The organism is Phyllobacterium sp. UNC302MFCol5.2 (assembly GCF_000686005.1).
GTDB classification, from domain to species: domain Bacteria; phylum Pseudomonadota; class Alphaproteobacteria; order Rhizobiales; family Rhizobiaceae; genus Phyllobacterium; species Phyllobacterium pellucidum.
The window spans coordinates 925,681-942,191 of the sequence record NZ_JMLL01000010.1; the positions used below are offsets into that span (position 1 = coordinate 925,681).

15 protein-coding genes are annotated in these 16,511 nt (G+C 59.2%); 8 read left to right on the forward strand and 7 right to left on the reverse strand.

The features are described from left to right. Positions 1-18 precede the first annotated feature (18 nt). Positions 19-2,223: a polysaccharide biosynthesis tyrosine autokinase gene (locus BR48_RS23975; protein ID WP_051614620.1), complete on the forward strand. Its 2,205-nt coding sequence runs from the start codon at positions 19-21 to the stop codon at positions 2,221-2,223. Positions 2,224-2,231: 8 nt separating this feature from the next. Next, complete coding sequence (locus BR48_RS0106490) at positions 2,232-3,494, forward strand: polysaccharide biosynthesis/export family protein (protein ID WP_051614622.1); 1,263 nt, start codon at positions 2,232-2,234, stop codon at positions 3,492-3,494. Positions 3,495-3,621: 127 nt separating this feature from the next. Here the strand turns inward: BR48_RS0106490 and BR48_RS0106495 are convergent, their stop codons facing one another. Continuing rightward, the gene (locus tag BR48_RS0106495) at positions 3,622-4,611 is read right to left on the reverse strand and encodes a GDP-L-fucose synthase (protein ID WP_027230552.1); all 990 of its coding nucleotides are present in this window, start codon (positions 4,609-4,611) and stop codon (positions 3,622-3,624) included. Beyond that, positions 4,604-5,674, reverse strand: coding sequence for a GDP-mannose 4,6-dehydratase (gene gmd / locus BR48_RS0106500; RefSeq protein ID WP_027230553.1), 1,071 nt, complete (start codon positions 5,672-5,674; stop codon positions 4,604-4,606). The genes BR48_RS0106495 and gmd overlap by 8 nt, the downstream gene beginning before the upstream one ends. A 371-nt stretch (positions 5,675-6,045) precedes the next feature. Here gmd and BR48_RS0106505 point away from each other — a divergent pair, with 371 nt between their 5' ends. The 3 genes from BR48_RS0106505 to BR48_RS23985 are packed head-to-tail and all read left to right on the forward strand — an operon-like array spanning position 6,046 to position 9,763. Continuing rightward, a complete protein-coding gene (locus tag BR48_RS0106505) occupies positions 6,046-7,305 on the forward strand; it encodes a glycosyltransferase family 4 protein (protein WP_027230554.1) in 1,260 nt (419 codons plus the stop codon). Next, complete coding sequence (locus BR48_RS23980) at positions 7,302-8,558, forward strand: glycosyltransferase family 4 protein (RefSeq protein ID WP_051614624.1); 1,257 nt, start codon at positions 7,302-7,304, stop codon at positions 8,556-8,558. The genes BR48_RS0106505 and BR48_RS23980 overlap by 4 nt, the downstream gene beginning before the upstream one ends. Then, a complete protein-coding gene (locus BR48_RS23985) occupies positions 8,555-9,763 on the forward strand; it encodes a glycosyltransferase (protein WP_051614626.1) in 1,209 nt (402 codons plus the stop codon). The genes BR48_RS23980 and BR48_RS23985 overlap by 4 nt, the downstream gene beginning before the upstream one ends. A 25-nt stretch (positions 9,764-9,788) precedes the next feature. Here BR48_RS23985 and BR48_RS0106520 read toward each other — a convergent pair whose 3' ends face one another. The 4 genes from BR48_RS0106520 to BR48_RS23995 are packed head-to-tail and all read right to left on the reverse strand — an operon-like array spanning position 9,789 to position 13,064. Continuing rightward, positions 9,789-10,379 (reverse strand): acetyltransferase, encoded by a 591-nt coding sequence (locus BR48_RS0106520; RefSeq protein WP_027230555.1) that lies wholly within the window; start codon positions 10,377-10,379, stop codon positions 9,789-9,791. 60 nt (positions 10,380-10,439) lie between these two features. Next, a complete protein-coding gene (locus tag BR48_RS0106525) occupies positions 10,440-11,111 on the reverse strand; it encodes a YdcF family protein (protein ID WP_051614628.1) in 672 nt (223 codons plus the stop codon). Then, positions 11,108-11,920, reverse strand: a complete 813-nt coding sequence (locus BR48_RS23990) for a glycosyltransferase family 2 protein (protein WP_081815837.1) — start codon at positions 11,918-11,920, stop codon at positions 11,108-11,110. The genes BR48_RS0106525 and BR48_RS23990 overlap by 4 nt, the downstream gene beginning before the upstream one ends. Before the next feature lie 43 nt (positions 11,921-11,963). After that, positions 11,964-13,064: an MraY family glycosyltransferase gene (locus BR48_RS23995; protein ID WP_245273404.1), complete on the reverse strand. Its 1,101-nt coding sequence runs from the start codon at positions 13,062-13,064 to the stop codon at positions 11,964-11,966. Between the two features lie 550 nt (positions 13,065-13,614). On the opposite strand from BR48_RS23995, the gene BR48_RS25435 reads away from it, so the two are divergent. Then, complete coding sequence (locus BR48_RS25435; RefSeq protein WP_051614631.1) at positions 13,615-14,382, forward strand: response regulator transcription factor; 768 nt, start codon at positions 13,615-13,617, stop codon at positions 14,380-14,382. A gap of 15 nt (positions 14,383-14,397) precedes the next feature. On the opposite strand, the gene BR48_RS0106545 is transcribed toward BR48_RS25435, so the two are convergent. Next, positions 14,398-15,582 carry an MFS transporter gene (locus tag BR48_RS0106545; protein WP_027230557.1) on the reverse strand — a complete coding sequence of 395 codons (1,185 nt, stop codon included), beginning with the start codon at positions 15,580-15,582 and terminating at the stop codon, positions 14,398-14,400. Between the two features lie 121 nt (positions 15,583-15,703). On the opposite strand from BR48_RS0106545, the gene BR48_RS24005 reads away from it, so the two are divergent. Both BR48_RS24005 and BR48_RS0106555 read left to right on the forward strand, forming a co-directional pair. Continuing rightward, a complete protein-coding gene (locus tag BR48_RS24005; protein ID WP_051614635.1) occupies positions 15,704-16,075 on the forward strand; it encodes a helix-turn-helix transcriptional regulator in 372 nt (123 codons plus the stop codon). Then, positions 16,075-16,476: a cupin domain-containing protein gene (locus BR48_RS0106555; RefSeq protein WP_027230558.1), complete on the forward strand. Its 402-nt coding sequence runs from the start codon at positions 16,075-16,077 to the stop codon at positions 16,474-16,476. The genes BR48_RS24005 and BR48_RS0106555 overlap by 1 nt, the downstream gene beginning before the upstream one ends. The last annotated feature ends 35 nt before the right edge of the window (positions 16,477-16,511 follow it).

Genomic DNA, 16,511 nt, shown 5'->3' on the forward strand with positions numbered 1-16,511 from the left:
CTTGCAGGGGGGTCAATCATGATCGTATCCGAAGTACCGTCCACCCATGGCAGCGGCATGGCGCTGCCTCGCATCGCCTCGCTACTGTGGCGCCGAAAGCTCGTTGTTCTGGCGGGAGTTGCCACAGCCGTCGGCGTGGCGCTCGTCGGCTATATGCTCACACCGGCACAATATAGTTCCGAAGCGATCCTCGCCCTCAATGTACGTAAACTCCAAGCCTTGCCAACGGAGTCCGTGGTTTCCCCCTTGCCGCAGGAAAGTCCGGTGTTGCGGACGGAACTCGACATCATAACCTCGCGAACGATGGCAGAGAACGTCCTGGCCCGGCTCGATCGAGAGGGCTTCAACGCCAACGGGAGGCTTGTTCCCGAGGCGGAGCGAGCCGCATCGCGAGTGGAACCGCCGGTTCCGGACAGCGCCAATGCCGCGACGCTGGAGGATCAGAACCGCGATCGCATCGACAGGCTTCTGTCGGATGTGAATGTTGCCAATGACGGCCGTTCCTACACAATCTATATCAGCTACCGTTCGGATAACCCCGTCTATTCCGCAGCAGTGGCCAATGCCTTCGGCGAGGCCTATCTCGACTACCAGGTCGATGTTCAGACATCCGCTACGCGGCGCGTCGGCGACTGGCTTGGCGGCAAGATCGTCAGCCTGCGCGCAACGCTTGAACAGTCCGAACGGGCCGCCGCCGATTTTCGTGAGAAGTCGGGCCTTGTGAAGGCCAATGGCATGACATTGCAGTCCCAGCAGATCGCTGCACTCAATGGCGAGTTGGCCAATCTTCGGGCAAAGCTTGCAGGGACGGAAGCCCGGCTCGCCACGGCCATCGACGCAGCAAACAACAAGGCCGGCGTCGCATTGACTGAAGTCCTGAATTCCCCGGCAATCCTGGCGTTGCGAACCGAACAGTCCCGCGTCGAACGCGCCATTCTGGAAATCAAGCAGAGCGGCGCCACGCAAAGCGCACAGCTGCCGCAACTGAACTCTCAGCTGGATTCGCTGAACGTTCAGATCAATGAAGGGATCCAGCAGATCATCAACAGCCTTCGGAGCGAGATTGAAGTCACGCACCGCCAGCAGGCGGCGGTGGAAGCCAACCTGAAGGAGATTCAGGACAGCATGTCCACGGCCAACCAGGCGCTGGTACACGCGGACCAACTCGACCGCGAGGCGGCCGCCAATCGCGCCATCTATGAAAGCTACCTGACACGCTACAAGCAGACGATCGAGCAGGATGGCATTGCCTCGGCTGACGCCCGCATGATCTCCCGCGCGCAGCCGGCATCGTCCAAATCGAGCCCGCGCCTCAAGAGCTGGCTCCTGCTCGGCATCATTGCCGGCACGGGTCTTGGCTTCCTCGGAGCATTCCTTATCGAATGGTTCGACCGGTCGATCCGCTCGCCTGAATCGCTCGAAACGATCACCCGCCTGCCGATCATTGGCCGTATTCCCGAGCTCACGCATCGCGAGCGCCAGGAAGTCGCCCGCATGGTAAGGGATGGCCACTCGAGCTTCGGACGAGCCATCGCTGATCTTCAGGCCCACTTGCTATTGTCGTCTTCGCCGAAGGCATCGCGTGCCATCGCAATCACCTCGGCCGGCGATCAGGAAGGCAAGACGCTGATCGTCGCCGGCCTGGCCCGGTCCCTGTCTGCGACGGGTATCCGGACTGTCGTTGTTGACGCCAATTTCCGTAACCCGATGGTTGCGCAGGAATTTGGCGACCAGTTCGGCCCCTATCTCGAAGAGGTGATCCGCGGCAGGCAGACATTGGAAGCTGCGGTTCAACACGATCTCGCGTCGACCATCGATTTCGTCGCTTCGCAAAGCTGCGAAGTTCCAGCCGAATATCTGCTGGGCCACGAACAATTCGCCAAGATGATCGCCCAGTTGAAGCGTCAGTATGACATCGTGCTGATCGATACGCCTGCCCTCAATAACGGCGCAGACGCGATCCGCGTCTCGGCGCTGGTCGATACGACAATCGTCGTCGTACGGCGCGACACGGCAAGAACCGATATGGTGGTTGCCGCCGTTAACAGGCTGCGTGCGGATGGCCGCAAGATCAGTGGCATCGTGCTCAACAGTGATCGCCGGAAAGGCAAGGCTGGCCATATCGATACCTCCCTCCCGAAGATCAAGCTTGCATCGCCTCAGGTGATCAAGAAGATCGCCGGGCATGTCAAAAAATCCCGCTCCTTCACAGCGAAGGCATGAGGTGAACCATGTCAATCAAACAAAAGAACAAAAGTAACGGCATCGGCTTTCGCATCAATCGCACAGTGGCAGCCTGGACTTTTTCGTCACTGTTGCTGCTTTCATCGACGGTGTCCCCCGCCTGGGCTGAAGAGCCTTACAAGATTGCGTCCGGAGATGTGCTGCAGATCACTGTCTATGGCGACGCCGGCCTCTCCGGGGTATTCCCGGTCGGTGTCGACGGAACGATCGGCTATCCGATCCTCGGAAACATTGCGGTCGCCGATCACAGCATCCCGGAAGTTACCGGCAGCATCAGCCAGGCGCTCCTGCAACACATACCAGGCCTTTCGGTCTCGGTGGCGGTCAAGGAATATGCTCCGGTATTCGTTATCGGCGACGTGCAGAAGCCGGGAAAGTATGAGTATCGTCCCGGCATGATCGCGCTCGAGCTCTTCGCCTTGAGCGGGGGGTTGAAACAGGATGCGGGCAAGATCGACGCTGCCGGCGTGCAGCTCGTGGCGGCCCGCCAGGATTATTCCGACACCAGCCTCCAGCTCTTCGCCCAAGAAGTCAGGGAGGCGCGGCTGAAAGCGGAGCTCGACGACAAGCCTTTCGAATATGTGCTTTCGAGCGATACGCCAACCGAGGACAGGGATGCGCGCCAGGGCGTGGTCGATTCCGAACGCAGGTTATTCGACCTGCGGCTCGCAACACTCGCGAGCCAGGAACAGGCGTTGAAAGCCCAGACGCAGAACTACCGCGAGGAGATCCAGACGCTCGAAGAAAGCACACGGCTGCGCAACGACGAAATTTCGCTCCTGGAGAAGAATGTCAACGCCTCGCAGACTCTGGTCGACAAGGGCCTTACGTCGCAGTCGACGCTGCGCGACACCCAACGCCAGCTTTCGGCAATGCGCCGCGACTCGCTGGAATTTGGTTCGTTCCTCGCCCGGGCGAAGCAGAACGAGAATGCCATCCAGCAGAACCTGCTTGCCTTGCGCGAGCAGCGCTCGAACGATGCAGCCAGTCAGTTGCGGGACATCGACCTCGACATTATGAGGTTGCGCAAGAAGCTCTCCTTCATCGTGCAGACCATGTCTGAAATCGGTGCAAGCGCGCAGCGTGCAAGCACCCGCGAGGAATCGATCAAACTGACGTTCAGTGTGCTTCGCAATGTGAATGGCGATTACAAGGAAACCGAACTTTCCGAGCATGATCCGATCAAGGCGGGCGATATTCTGCGCGCGCAACTGACCATGCCGGGCCAGGTCGAAAAGAAAATCAATTAGCCAAGTAATTAAATCGAAGAAGCCCGCCGGCGGTTTTAACCCCGGCGGGCTTCTCCGTTGGGTCCAGATTGCAAAAGATCAACCCGCCAGCGCCGGAAGCGCAGGCGGGTTGATCGAATTCTGGTTATTAGGCGGCAGTAACGATGCGCTTTTCGCTGAGAGATACGTGCATGGATTGCTGCCAGCGCAGATAGAGGTCGCTAATGCCGGCCTCGAGCGCCACGCTCGGGCGCCAGCCCATGCTCTCGAGTCGCGCCGGATCGACCAATTTGCGCGGGGTTCCATCGGGCTTGGTCGTATCGAAGACAATCGTGCCTTCGTATCCCACTATCCCGGCTATGAGCTTTGCGAGTTCGCCGATCGATACCTCGCGGCCAGAGCCGATATTGATGATCTCAGGACCGGCATGGTTTTTCATGATGAACACGCAGGCGTCGGCGAGATCATCGACGTGGAGGAATTCACGCTTCGGCGTTCCGGTACCCCATACGATTGCCTTGGAACTTCCCGCGATCTTCGCCTCATGCATCTTGCGAATCAATGCCGGCAGCACATGTGCGTTCTGCAGGTCGAAATTGTCGTTCGGGCCGTAGAGATTGGTCGGCATCGCCGTAATGAATCGCTGGCCATATTGGCGCGCATAGGCCTCGGCAAGCTTCAGACCGGCGATTTTTGCGACTGCGTAAGCCTCGTTGGTTGGCTCAAGCGCACCGGTCAGCAGCGAGTCTTCGCTGATCGGCTGCTCCGCAAATTTCGGATAGACGCAGCTCGAGCCAAGCCACAACAGCTTCTGCACGCCGAGCTGATGCGCGGTGTGCATGATGTTCATGGCAATCATGGCATTGTCGTAGAGGAAATTGGCCGGATAGGTGGAGTTGGCGATAATGCCGCCAACCTTGGCCGCAGCAATGAAAATCGCATCCGGGCGGGCTCTGGCCATCCAGGCCTCGGTATCGGCCTGGCGCGTGAGGTCGAGCTCGTCATGCGAGACCTGCAGGAGGTCGCATCCCTCGTTCTGCAGGCGCCGCACCAACGCGGAGCCCACCATACCCGTGTGCCCCGCCACCCAGATGCGCTTGCCGCGCAGGTCAAAGTGATGATCGTCGGTCTCAGCCATAGAAATCGTTCCGCCCTTCTTCGCGCATGATGTTCCTGAGATCAGATTCTACCATTTCCGTCACCAGCGCGTCGAACGAGACCGTATGGGTCCAGCCGAGTTTTTCCCGCGCCTTCGCAGGATTGCCGAGAAGCAGTTCGACTTCCGTGGGGCGGAAATAGCGCGGATCGATTTCGATGAGTTCCTTGCCCGACTTGCGGTCATAACCGATCTCGTCGACGCCTGAACCCGCCCACTCGATTTCCTTGCCGACGGCGCCAAAAGCCTTTTCGACGAATTCGCGCACGGTGTGGGTTTCGCCGGTTGCGAGAACATAGTCATCTGGCTGGTCCTGCTGCAGGATGCGCCACATGCCATCGACATAGTCCCGCGCGTGACCCCAGTCGCGCTTGGCTTCGAGATTGCCGAGGCGGAGCTTCTCCTGGAGGCCGCGCTCGATTGCGGCAACAGCGCGCGTGATCTTGCGGGTGACGAAGGTTTCGCCGCGCAGCGGGCTTTCATGGTTGAAAAGGATGCCGTTGGACGCATGCATGCCGTAGGCTTCTCGGTAATTAACGGTTATCCAGTAGGCGTAAAGCTTGGCGGCAGCGTAGGGGCTACGCGGATAGAAAGGCGTTTGTTCGTTTTGCGGCGCCTCTTTGCTCTTACCGAACAGCTCGGAAGTCGAAGCCTGGTAGAACCGGCATGTCTTTTCGATCTTCATGATGCGCATGGCTTCAAGCAGGCGCAAGGTGCCCAGCGCATCCGAATTGGCGGTGTATTCGGGGGTTTCGAAACTGACCTGAACGTGACTCTGCGCACCGAGATTGTAGATTTCGTCCGGCTGGATTTCCTGGACGACACGGCAGAGGTTCGTTGCATCCGTCAGGTCGCCGAAATGCAGACGAAAGCGAATGTCCTCCTCATGCGGGTCCTGATAGAGATGATCGATACGCGCAGTATTGAACGAGGAGGAGCGCCTCTTCAGGCCGTGAACGATATAGCCCTTCTTGAGCAGGAATTCACTCAGATAGGCGCCGTCCTGGCCTGTAACGCCAATGATCAAAGCGGTCTTCGCGGTCATATCATATCCCCGGTCTCGTGCTCTCAGAGCTTCTTTTCATTTTGGCCTCCGGACCGGCTTCCCCGAATGGAAACGGCAACCGAAAACAGTGAAGAATCCTCGTTTCACTATAGAGACCGCGGGCCGGGAGACACTTCGGCAATAGGGATAGGCGCGGCATCCAGGGCGATGGAACATAAGGCGTAGCGGGCTGATTCCGGACGATAAAAGGGGCGACTATGGATGATGGCTTCTACGGAAGTGGTAGATCCGGGAAACGGGGCACCGACATTGGTAGTGCCTTTGTTGAACTGTCCGTGCCCGCTGCGAACTGCAACAATCGCAGCCAAGTTTTCAGGGCTGGGCACAGCCATGGCTCGAGGCAGGTCTACATGAAGATCGTATTTGCAAATCGCTACTTCTCACCCGATCAATCGGCGACGAGCCGCATGGTTTCAGGGCTCGCGTTTGCGTTGCGACGGCGCGGCTTCGATGTTGCCGCCATCGCCAGTCGCACCATGCACGACAATCCCAATATCGAGCTTCCCGCCGATGAGGTGGTCGGTGGGGTTACCGTCAAACGCCTCTGGGCAACGCGATTCGGGCGCAGCAACATTCTTGGCCGGGCAATCGACTACCTGACCTTCCATGTTTCCGCGTTCTTCTGGTGTCTCGCCAATCTGGAAAAGGGAGATATTTGCGTCGTCTGCACTGACCCGCCACTCCTTTCCGTGACGACAGCGCTGCCGATCCGCTGGCGCGGCGCACGCATGGTCAACTGGGTCATGGACCTCTTTCCGGAAGTGGCGATGGAACTCGGCATGCTGTCCGAAAAGAGCATTGCCGGCAGGCTGAGCAAGGTTGCGCGCGACTGGTCGATGCGCAAATCCACGATGATTGTCTGTCCCACCGCTTCGATGGCGTCCTACCTTGCCGAGCATGGGCTTGACGAAGACCGGCTAAGCGTCATGCATCACTGGTCCGACGGGGAAGAAATCTATCCGGTCTTTCCCGCCGACAACACTCTGCGTACGCGCTGGGGACTCCAGGAAAAGTTCGTCGTCGGCTACTCAGGCAATTTCGGCCGTGCCCACGACTTTTCGACCCTGATCGAAGCCGCCGTGCTTCTCAGCGACCATGACGACATCCGGTTCCTCCTGATCGGTGGCGGCCAGCAGCGCGCCCATGTCGAAGAAATCGTCCGCAACCGCGACCTCAAGAACGTAACGTTCAAACCGCTCCAGCCGTCCGAACACATCGCTGAAAGCCTCAGCACGGCCGACGCGCATATCGTCTCGCTCATTCCAAGGCTCGAACATTGTATCGTTCCAAGCAAGTTCTACGGCGTCCTTGCTGCCGGCCGTCCGACGCTATTCATCGGCGACGGTAATGGCGAGGTTGCGCGCGTCGTTGCTTCGGCAGATTGCGGCGCAGCGGTCAGGATCGGTGAGGGCCAAAGGCTCGCCGATCATATTCTCAGATTGAAGAACGAGCCCGCGCACCGCGCGCAGATGGGGATCAATGCCAGGCACACGCTCGACACCGTATTTTCGCGCGACCGGGCGGTTGGAGCCTGGTCCGACGTCATGCACCAGTTCCGCCAGCAATCGGCGGCTTCATCGCAAACCTCAGTTTTCGGGCCAGCAGAATGAGCGGTAGCGTCGTTGTCAGTCAGCTCGGTGCGCGCATGCATTACGCAGTGCCACGCATCTTCGCCTCGGAGGGGCGGCTGGCACATTTCTATACGGATATCTGTGCCACTCAGGGATGGCCCCGACTCGTCAACAAGCTGCCGCGTCGTCTGCTTCCGTCATCCGTCAAGCGCCTGACAGGGCGGATCCCGAAAGGCGTCCCGGCCGAACTCATCTCGACCTTCCCGAACTTCGGCGCCCGGTCGGCGGTCCGCCGGTTGCGGCAAAAGAACAGTATCGAGCACATGGCCCATACGATCTGGGCCGGTTCGGAGTTTTCGCGCCTGGTGGCGTCGAGCGGCTTCCACGGCGCCGACGGCCTCTATGCCTTTGCCGGCGATGCATTGGAGCAAATGCAAGCCGCGAAACGGCAGGGAATGTGGACCGCGGTCGAGCAGATGATCGCGCCTTGGGACACCGTCGAAGAACTCGTCGCCGGCGAACACGCGCGTTTTCCCGATTGGGCCGGTCCCTATAGCGAGAATCAATATGCGCGGGTATTTGCCGAACGGGAAAAAGCCGAATGGGCGCTTGCCGACGTTATCGTCTGCCCTTCGGAATTTGTACGGCGCAACGTCATTGCGCGCGGTGGCAGCGCGGAACGCTGCGTCGTAGTGCCATATGGGATTGATCCGCAATTTCCGGCGCAGGACATTATCCGTATCGGCGGTCCCTTGCGGGTCCTGACCGTGGGCGAAGTCGGCCTGCGCAAAGGTTCGCCCTACGTCGCCGAGGCTGCACGTATGCTTGGCAAATCCGCTACCTTTAGAATGGCTGGCCCAAGCAGATTGTCACCGGAAGTCAAGGCCGAGATCGGCCGATCCGTCGAACTGCGCGGTATCGTGCCCCGCGCTGAAATGGCCAAGGAATATGAATGGGCTGACGTGTTCCTCCTGCCATCCATATGCGAAGGTTCGGCTACCGCCATCTATGAGGCGCTCGCCGCAGGTCTGCCGGTCATCTGTACCGAAAATGCCGGCAGTGTCGTGCGGGACGGCGTGGACGGCTTCATCGTGCCTATACGTGACAGTGAAGCCATCGCCAAAGCGGTGACCGATCTTAGCGAACACCCCGGCACGCGAGCGGCGATGTCCGAAAGCGCGGTGACGCGGGCCGCAGAGTTTACGGTCAAGCGCTATGGCGAGCGCTTGCTCGAAGCACTTTCCCTGCTTCCATCGCAACAGCACACAGTCAACCAGGCCGCGCTTTCATGAAAATTTATCACGTCGTCAGTTCGATCGATCCAGCGCAGGGCGGACCACAAGCCGGCTGCTTGCGCCTCGCGGCAGCACAGGCAGCCCTCGGCCACGAGGTCGAGATCATCAGCTATGGCGGGAGCGACATCCGGCAACGTGCGTTGCGCGCGGCACACGATGTGCCGCAGCTTGCAAAAGTCCGCTGGCACCTTCTGGCCGACCCGGACAAAATCGAGCGCGTTCTCGGGCTCCGCGCAGCAAGAGCGCTTCGGAACGTATTGAAGGACGCGTCTTTCGTCCACATTCATGGCGTTTGGGAACCCATCCTGAAGCATGCCGCGCGCATTGCCCGGAGTTTGAAGGTTCCATATTGCGTTCAACCGCATGGGATGCTCGATGTTTGGAGCATGCAGCAGAAGCGCCTGAAGAAGCGTGTGGCGCTGCTGCTTGGCTACCGCAAGATGTTGAATGGGGCAAAGTTCATCCACACGCTCAACACGGACGAAGCAAACCTGCTTGACCCGTTGGGATTGACCCCGCCACGGCTGGTCATTCCGAACGGCATATTTCTCGAAGAATTCGCCGATTTGCCAGGCAAGGGATATTTTGCCGAGCGCTTTCCGCAATTGCAAGGCAAGCGGGTCGTATTGTTCCTGTCGCGCCTTCATACGAAAAAGGGGCTCGATATTCTGGCCGCGGCGTTTTCCATGTTGGCCAAATCCCACCCCGATGTCGATCTCGCCGTTGCGGGACCGGACGGCGGCGCGCAGGATGGTTTCGTCAGCCTCGTCACGGACCTCGGGATTACGGATCGGGTTCATCTTACCGGGCCGATCTATGGCGCGGAGAAGTTACGGGCGCTGATGGATGCGGCGTGCTTTTGCCTGCCGAGCCGCCAGGAAGGCTTTAGCGTCGCCATTACCGAAGCCCTTGCCTGCGGCCTGCCGGTGGTGATCAGCGAGCCTTGTCATTTTCCCGAAGTCAGGACGGCCCACGCCGGCGTAGTCGTTTCGCTCGATCCCGCGAATGTTGCCGCCGCGATCGGCGATATCCTCGACGATCCGGGTATGGCCGCGATCATGGGCGAGAACGGCAAGCGCCTTGTGCACGAGAATTATACATGGCCGCGCGTTGCGGAACTGACGCTCCAGGGCTACGCATCGCCGAGCCTCAGCGCAGCGACCGGTTCAGCAAATCTCCGCGTCGCTCCCGACCATTCATAGCAGCTTGGATATGCAGGGCTGAAACTCAGCCGTTGGCTGGTTGTTTGCGCGCCCTGACCGGCTGTGCCGGATTGCCTACATAGATCATCCATGGATCGAGTTTGCGCATGGCAACACCCCGTGCACCGAGGACAGCACCTTCGCCGACGACGACGCCGGGGCCGACAAAAGCTTCGGACGCGATCCAGGCGTTGGTCTTGATTGTGATCGGCCGGCTCTTCAGCGGAAAATCCGCATCGTCCACGTCGTGCGTTCCGGTGCAAAGGTGTGTGCGCTGCGAGACGATGGCGAAATCCTCGATCGTGATCTCGGCGACGTTGTAGCAAATTACGCCGGGCCCCATGGATGCATGCTTGCCCATGATGAGGTTGCCGGGCCACCAGATCTTCACGCTGCTTCTGACAATGGCTGACGGGTCGATCGTGGCGCCGAACTTGCGCAGCAGCCAACCCCGCCATGGACTGAGCGGCGAAGGCGTCCACGATGCAAGGAGCGTCCACGATATCATCCAAAGGAGGCGCCTGAGGCGGAACCTAAGAGCAAATGTCGCTCCGCCGAGACGCGGCAAAGGCGCGCTCGCTGCGTCGAATGCCGGATCGTTGTAACGTGAGCGCATTGTCTTACCCCGCCTTACCAATTCTGTTTGATACCCTGTGCCACGTTTGCCGAGTTACATTCATGCCCGGACCTCCCGCGATGGGAACGGCGCCGGCACGAATGTCGAATTGAGACCCAGCCAACCGCGCACGGTATACCAAATCAATTTCGGGAATTCCTTTTGCAGGTAGGTGTCGGTGCCGATCGCCAGTTTCCACAGGGGCTGCAGATTTGTCACCGGGACGGACAGCCAGTGAACGTCCGGCGACGCGGCATGGAAACTTGTGATCGCTCGCCGCGAAGCATACCAGCTTGTCACCACGATGCCGCTGCGAGCGCCCATTCGCTTCACGTAGGGAGCCGAATAGAGCGCGTTTTCCCATGTCGTGCCGGACTGACACTCAACGTCGATGGCCTTCTCATCGACGCCGCGCTTGACCATTGCGGTCTTGATCCAGTAGCAATCGCCATCGCCGCTGATAAGGACGCGCGGCGCAAACTTGCCGAGCCACAGGCTGGCGGCAAGCTTGGCGCGCGCCGGGCCGTCGCCGCCAAGGACGACGATCACGTCGACTTTGGCCGGCTGGTCCTGAATGGTCAGGAACTTCTGCGCGAGGAGCGGAAGCGACAGCACGGAAAGAACTGTCAGGACCGCAACAAGCCCGATGGCCGGAAAGAGATACTCCCGTAACGGCAGGCGTCGCACGCGCTCGTCCGATACCGTCACGGAATGCGCGTTGACTGCGGTCATATCGAAAGGCCAAGCTCTCGCCGCTGCAGTTCCCGCATCTTTATAACGATCATATATTCGTATGACGCAATGAGGCGGCAGTAATGATAGCCCTGCCATCCGTCGAGAAATCCGCCGCGAAGAAAGTACATGTAGGCAAATCGTGCCAGCGGCCGGAAAGGAAGACGATAGGAGAATTCCTTGAGCGCCCTGCGCCTTGCTTCCGGCGTGGCGCTGAAGAAGCTGTGCCACGGAATCCTTTTGCTGCGCAGGATCTGCAGGGATTCGCGCGCTTCAAAGCCGGAATAGCGGTTGTGCTTATCGAACCAAGCCGCCATGCCCTTGTTGAAGCTGTAGTGGATGAAATGCGACTTCAGGCGGCCCGTCGGGCCATCGCCAACCGGTCGCGAGTGGCACTCGCGCTCATATTGGATGCGTTCAGGACGTGCAAGCCGCGTGATCCAGGTCGGGTAGAGGCTCGAGTGCTTGACCCAGCGTCCCATGAACATGTTCTTGTAGCGGGCGCTGAACATCGCCTCAGGACGGTTCGGATCAGCGGCGATCGCCAGCATCTCGTCGCGCAAATCGTCAGGCGTTATCTCGTCGGCATCGGGCATATAGACCCATTCGTGCTTGAACTCGATCTCCTTCAGCCCATACATGCGCTGCTTGGTTTCGGTTTCATATTTGTGCTGATAGACGCGGGCCCCGGCGGCCTTGGCGATCTCGACGGTGCGGTCGGTGCTGAACGAATCCAGCACGACGATATCGTCACACCAGCTGAGGGATGCCAGGCAGGCCGGCAGGCACTCTTCTTCGTTGAGGGTCATGATCAATGCAGAAATCACTGTCTCGCTCCGGTTTCTTGGGTCGTCAAACTGCGTCCGAAAGGATGCCAGGCCGGGTGGGCTTGGCCGGTTGCACGGACGTGTGGGTTAAATTGAGGTCGGGCCGAATAGCGTTTGCCGAAACGGCCGACATTTTCTGCACCGGCGCCAGCGGGCGCTGAACTGTCGTCGAGCGCCCCGACAGCGTTGCGTAGACGAAGGCGCTGTGCACGAGGAACGGCACCACCAGCGCCAGTGTCATGGCAAGGTTCGAGACACCGAGAATGATGCCGAGGCACCCTATGCCCCCGCACACCGCCGAAGCTGCAACGATCGTGAGTGTAGTTTTCGCGGGCGGGATCGCGCGGTCGAGCAGGAGATGGTGGAGATGCCAGCGATCAGCAGCAAGCGGGCTGCGGCCGGCATGGACCCTGCGCACGATCAGGCTCAACGTATCGATGACCGGAACAATGACGATCCAGAGCAGCACGGTGAACGCTATGTTGGCGTGGATGGACAGGGTTATGATGAAATAGGCAATGACCGCACCAAGCGCAGTGCTTCCGGCATCGCCGAGAAATATCTTGGCGCGCGCGAGCCATGGGCTACGCATGTTGAAGGCAAGAAACCCTCCCACAGCCGCAAGAAGCACCAGCATTGGCAGGATCAGCTCCGTCACGCCCTTAAAGCCAGCAATAACCGACAGCCATAACAGGGCGACTGCGGCGCAGCCGCCAGCAAGGCCATCGACGCCGTCGATCATGTTCCAGGCATTGATAAGACCTATGACGAAGAGAATCGCGACGATGGTCAGAAGCGGAAACGATATGGCCAGCAGCGCTGGCGGCAGGGCAATGCCGGTGACAATAGTAGCTCCGGAAAAAGGATTGACCAGCGTCAGGGCAACCAGAAACTGCGCAGCCAGGCGACGCACGGCCGGCAGATCGACGCGGTCATCGGTTATGCCGACCACCAAAGTTACGAAAAGACCTGCCCAAAAATTGACGGGAAGCGACGGCGCGTGGTCGTGCAACATCATGACGAGCGCAAAGGTTGCAAAGATAGCAATGCCGCCGCAGAGCGGAACGACGCCATCGTGCAATTTGCGCCGGTCGGGATGATCGACGAGGGCGAACACAGGCGACACCCGTTTCAAGATTACGACCAGCGCAGCACTTACAATCAATGCTGCAAAACAATTGGTGATCCATGCAAACAAGGCGCACCCCCGCGAATTGAACACTCGCCATGCAAGGTGTGTTCACCTGTCACGGCCAAACCGAGTGGATTTTGGAAAACAGTACCGGCGGGAGTGATTGCGCGCCATTTAGGAGAAGTGAGAAGAGGTTCCACCTGATGGATGAACCCGGCTCGAACTTGTGTGTCCCTTTGGTGGAGTGAAAGAACGTCGCTCGTGGGAAAACAAGCGCTTCTCGTGACCTGTTAGCCGAACGCGTCAACCCCGAAATGATCGGAATAGACGTGTCCGGCCTCGCGCGCGCGTACATCGCACCTTCGCGTCACGCCCGCGTCACGTTTGGTCCATTACCCTTGCCGATTAACATGAAATACAAGGGGTTAGCCGCAACGAATCGGCCTTGGGACGGGGGCGATTCCAATCGAATCATAACAAAATCTGGCGGCTTTTTTCTCATCAAATGGCGTAGGGTAGGATCATGAGTGTGACGGTGGCGCGTATGAGGACTGACCAAATCCAAAGCGGCTCCCCGAATGAGGGCGGAGCGAATTTCAAGAGCGGCATCCTCATCTATGCCGAGGCTGGAGTCGTTTTCCAGGGTCTTGTGCAATCACTCGAACGAACGTTTCCCGATCTCAAGGTCGACCTTTCAAACAAGCTTGCCGACTCCGGCGAAAACGACGACGCAATCGGTCTGGTTATGATCCACGCCGATTTTGTCTCCGACCTCATCGACTGTATCGCGCGCTGCAAAATGCGCTTTCCCGATGCTTACGTGACATTGATGATCGATGACACGAGTGCGTCCATTCCGGAATTCAACACGCTCTTCGACAATAATCTGGTTCAGGGCCTCCTGCCTTTCAGCCTGAAGCTTGATGCGTGGCTGGCGGTCGTCTGGCTGATGCTCAACGGCGGCGAATATTATCCGTCAACGATTGTTCGCTCGATGGCAAAGGCTGCAAACGGCACACAGGTCAAGGCTCAGACGCCGTTCAGCGCCCAGCCGAAGCATACTTCAATGAATGCTTGGCCGGTAAAGACCCTGACCCTGCGCGAACACGAGATTTTGCAGCTTCTCTCCGAGGGCTTGCAGAACAAGATCATTGCCGACCGCCTTGCCCTTTCGGTGCATACGGTCAAGGTGCATGTTCACAATCTTATCCGCAAATTGCGCGCGCACAACCGCACCCAGGCGACGGCGATCTATCGCGACAGCATGGAGCATCACGGTCTGAAGCCCTTCGACACGACGGTCGTTCATTAAAGAACGAGGACGGCACTAGCCAAATCGAGCCATCGACAATTTCTCCTTGCGGGACGTCGCGTCCGCAAATCGGAGCACTGCAAGCCCCAGCACCGGGAAGAGCGCGCCCAGCCAGCCAAGATGGATCAGCCCGACATGGGAAAGGATCTGGCCGCCTATCATCGATCCGAAAGCAACGCCGAGGTAGAGCGCGGAAAAGTTCAGCGAGAGCGCCAATGGCGCGCTTTCCGGCGCGATGGTCAGGATCCGGCTCGCCTGCGCCGGCGGGAACATCCAGGCGATCACGCCCCAGACGAACATGTGCGCGATAAGAACGGGACCGGCGAGATCGTGCGGTAGTTGCATGATCCAGCTTACAGTCGCCAGCACCATGGCATTGAGGACCGAGGCAGCGACGACAGTGCGGGTCGCACCGAGCCGGTCAGCCAACTGGCCTCCCAAAAAATTACCGATGGCCGCGCCGATACCGAACGATAGGAGAACCACGGGCAGCATCGACTTACCGAGGCCGACGCCGTCAACGGCAATCGCTGCAATATAGGTGTAAACCGCAAAAGCGCCGGTCATGTAGAGCAGCGTGGTCAGCAGCGCCGGCATGAGGCCGGGGTGGCGGATCACTGAAAGGCGCTGGGACAGAGTAAGTCGGTCTGCGTAAAGTCCACGCGGCAAAAGCGACCAGACGACAACCGCTGCAATCAGACCGATCAGCGCGATGAAGGCATAGGTGCCGCGCCATCCGGCAAAAGCGCTGATAGCAGCGCCAAGCGGCGCGCCGAACGCGACAGCAAGCGTGGTGCCGCCGACGACAGCAGCAACCGCGCGGGCACGATGATGGGCTTCCGAAATGGCGACCGCTGTTGCCTGCGCCGTCGCCGCGTATAGACCTGCGGTCACCGCAATCAGGAGGCGGGCAAGCAGGAGAAGCAGATATGTCGGCGAAATGGCGGCGCACAGCGCGCCAATCACGAAAACCGTCGCGCTGCCGGCCAGAATCGTGCGGCGGTCGAGCGAGCCGGTGAGCGCGGCAACAACCGGCGCTCCGATCGCATAGGCAAACGCATAGGCCACGACAAGATAGCCGGCCTGGACCAAAGTGACGCCCGTATCGCCAGCGATCTGCGGCAGAAGACTTGCCGCGACGAATGCCTCGATACCGATGGCGAATGCACCAAGCGCTAATCCGAAAAGACGAATATCCATGGAGGTCACCTAAATGTTCAATGAACGTTGAACTAACGCCTAGGCCTTGCAGGAGTCAAGCCTAAAGTTCAACAAATATTGAACATTGAAAACTCTCCTGCCAATTGCTATTAAATTTCGTATGACAGAATATCTCGATCACCCCACGGCCGAAGACATCGCGCTGCCGGCCGTCCTGACTGCTCTTGGCGACGAAACCCGCCTTGCCATCATCGCCATTCTTGCCCGTAACGGCGAAAAAGCGATGACTTGCGGGCAGTTTCTCCAGCTGGGCTCCAAGACGGCCATCAGCTATCATGTGGCAAAGCTGCGCGAGGCCGGCATTATACACGTGCGCCCGGACGGCACGCGCCGCCTCCTGACATTGCGCCGCGATGATCTTGAGCACCGGTTCCCGGGATTTCTGGATTCGGTGGTCACGTCGGCTGCGGCAATGCAAACGCATGAGGTTTTGGACTATCCGGCAGCACCGGAAACTGCGCGAGGTATGTGATGGAAATCAAAGCAATTGGCTCGGTCGCTTCGCGTCGTGCCCCGGAGGAATATTTCACCGGAACGGTCTGGCAGGACCCTATCATCGAGACGCCCGCCCCAGCGCGGCTTCAGGCCGTTCTTGTGCGCTTCGAGCCCGGAGCCAGGACCGCCTGGCACACCCATCCGCTAGGACAAACGCTGCACGTGGTTTCGGGAAAAGGGCTCGTACAGGTGTGGGGCGAACCGATCCGCGAAATCCGGGCCGGCGATACGGTGTGGATTCCGCCGGCCGAAAAACATTGGCATGGCGCCGCGCCCGATACCTATATGGCGCACCTTGCCATGCAGGAGAGGCTTGAAGGCAAGGCTGCGGAGTGGATGGAAAAGGTCTCCGACAGCCAATACTCCGGCCAGGAATAATCTGTTATCATAAACTACTCAGTGTACGGCGTGAA

Bases quoted from the DNA above. Each gene is read 5' to 3' on its own strand.
- BR48_RS23975 (WP_051614620.1), top strand. From the start codon at position 19: ATGATCGTATCCGAAGTACCGTCCACCCATGGCAGCGGCATGGCGCTG.
- BR48_RS0106490 (WP_051614622.1), top strand. From the start codon at position 2,232: ATGTCAATCAAACAAAAGAACAAAAGTAACGGCATCGGCTTTCGCATC.
- BR48_RS0106495 (WP_027230552.1), bottom strand. From the start codon at position 4,611: ATGGCTGAGACCGACGATCATCACTTTGACCTGCGCGGCAAGCGCATC.
- gmd (WP_027230553.1), bottom strand. From the start codon at position 5,674: ATGACCGCGAAGACCGCTTTGATCATTGGCGTTACAGGCCAGGACGGC.
- BR48_RS0106505 (WP_027230554.1), top strand. From the start codon at position 6,046: ATGAAGATCGTATTTGCAAATCGCTACTTCTCACCCGATCAATCGGCG.
- BR48_RS23980 (WP_051614624.1), top strand. From the start codon at position 7,302: ATGAGCGGTAGCGTCGTTGTCAGTCAGCTCGGTGCGCGCATGCATTAC.
- BR48_RS23985 (WP_051614626.1), top strand. From the start codon at position 8,555: ATGAAAATTTATCACGTCGTCAGTTCGATCGATCCAGCGCAGGGCGGA.
- BR48_RS0106520 (WP_027230555.1), bottom strand. From the start codon at position 10,379: ATGCGCTCACGTTACAACGATCCGGCATTCGACGCAGCGAGCGCGCCT.
- BR48_RS0106525 (WP_051614628.1), bottom strand. From the start codon at position 11,111: ATGACCGCAGTCAACGCGCATTCCGTGACGGTATCGGACGAGCGCGTG.
- BR48_RS23990 (WP_081815837.1), bottom strand. From the start codon at position 11,920: ATGACCCTCAACGAAGAAGAGTGCCTGCCGGCCTGCCTGGCATCCCTC.
- BR48_RS25435 (WP_051614631.1), top strand. From the start codon at position 13,615: ATGAGGACTGACCAAATCCAAAGCGGCTCCCCGAATGAGGGCGGAGCG.
- BR48_RS0106545 (WP_027230557.1), bottom strand. From the start codon at position 15,582: ATGGATATTCGTCTTTTCGGATTAGCGCTTGGTGCATTCGCCATCGGT.
- BR48_RS24005 (WP_051614635.1), top strand. From the start codon at position 15,704: ATGACAGAATATCTCGATCACCCCACGGCCGAAGACATCGCGCTGCCG.
- BR48_RS0106555 (WP_027230558.1), top strand. From the start codon at position 16,075: ATGGAAATCAAAGCAATTGGCTCGGTCGCTTCGCGTCGTGCCCCGGAG.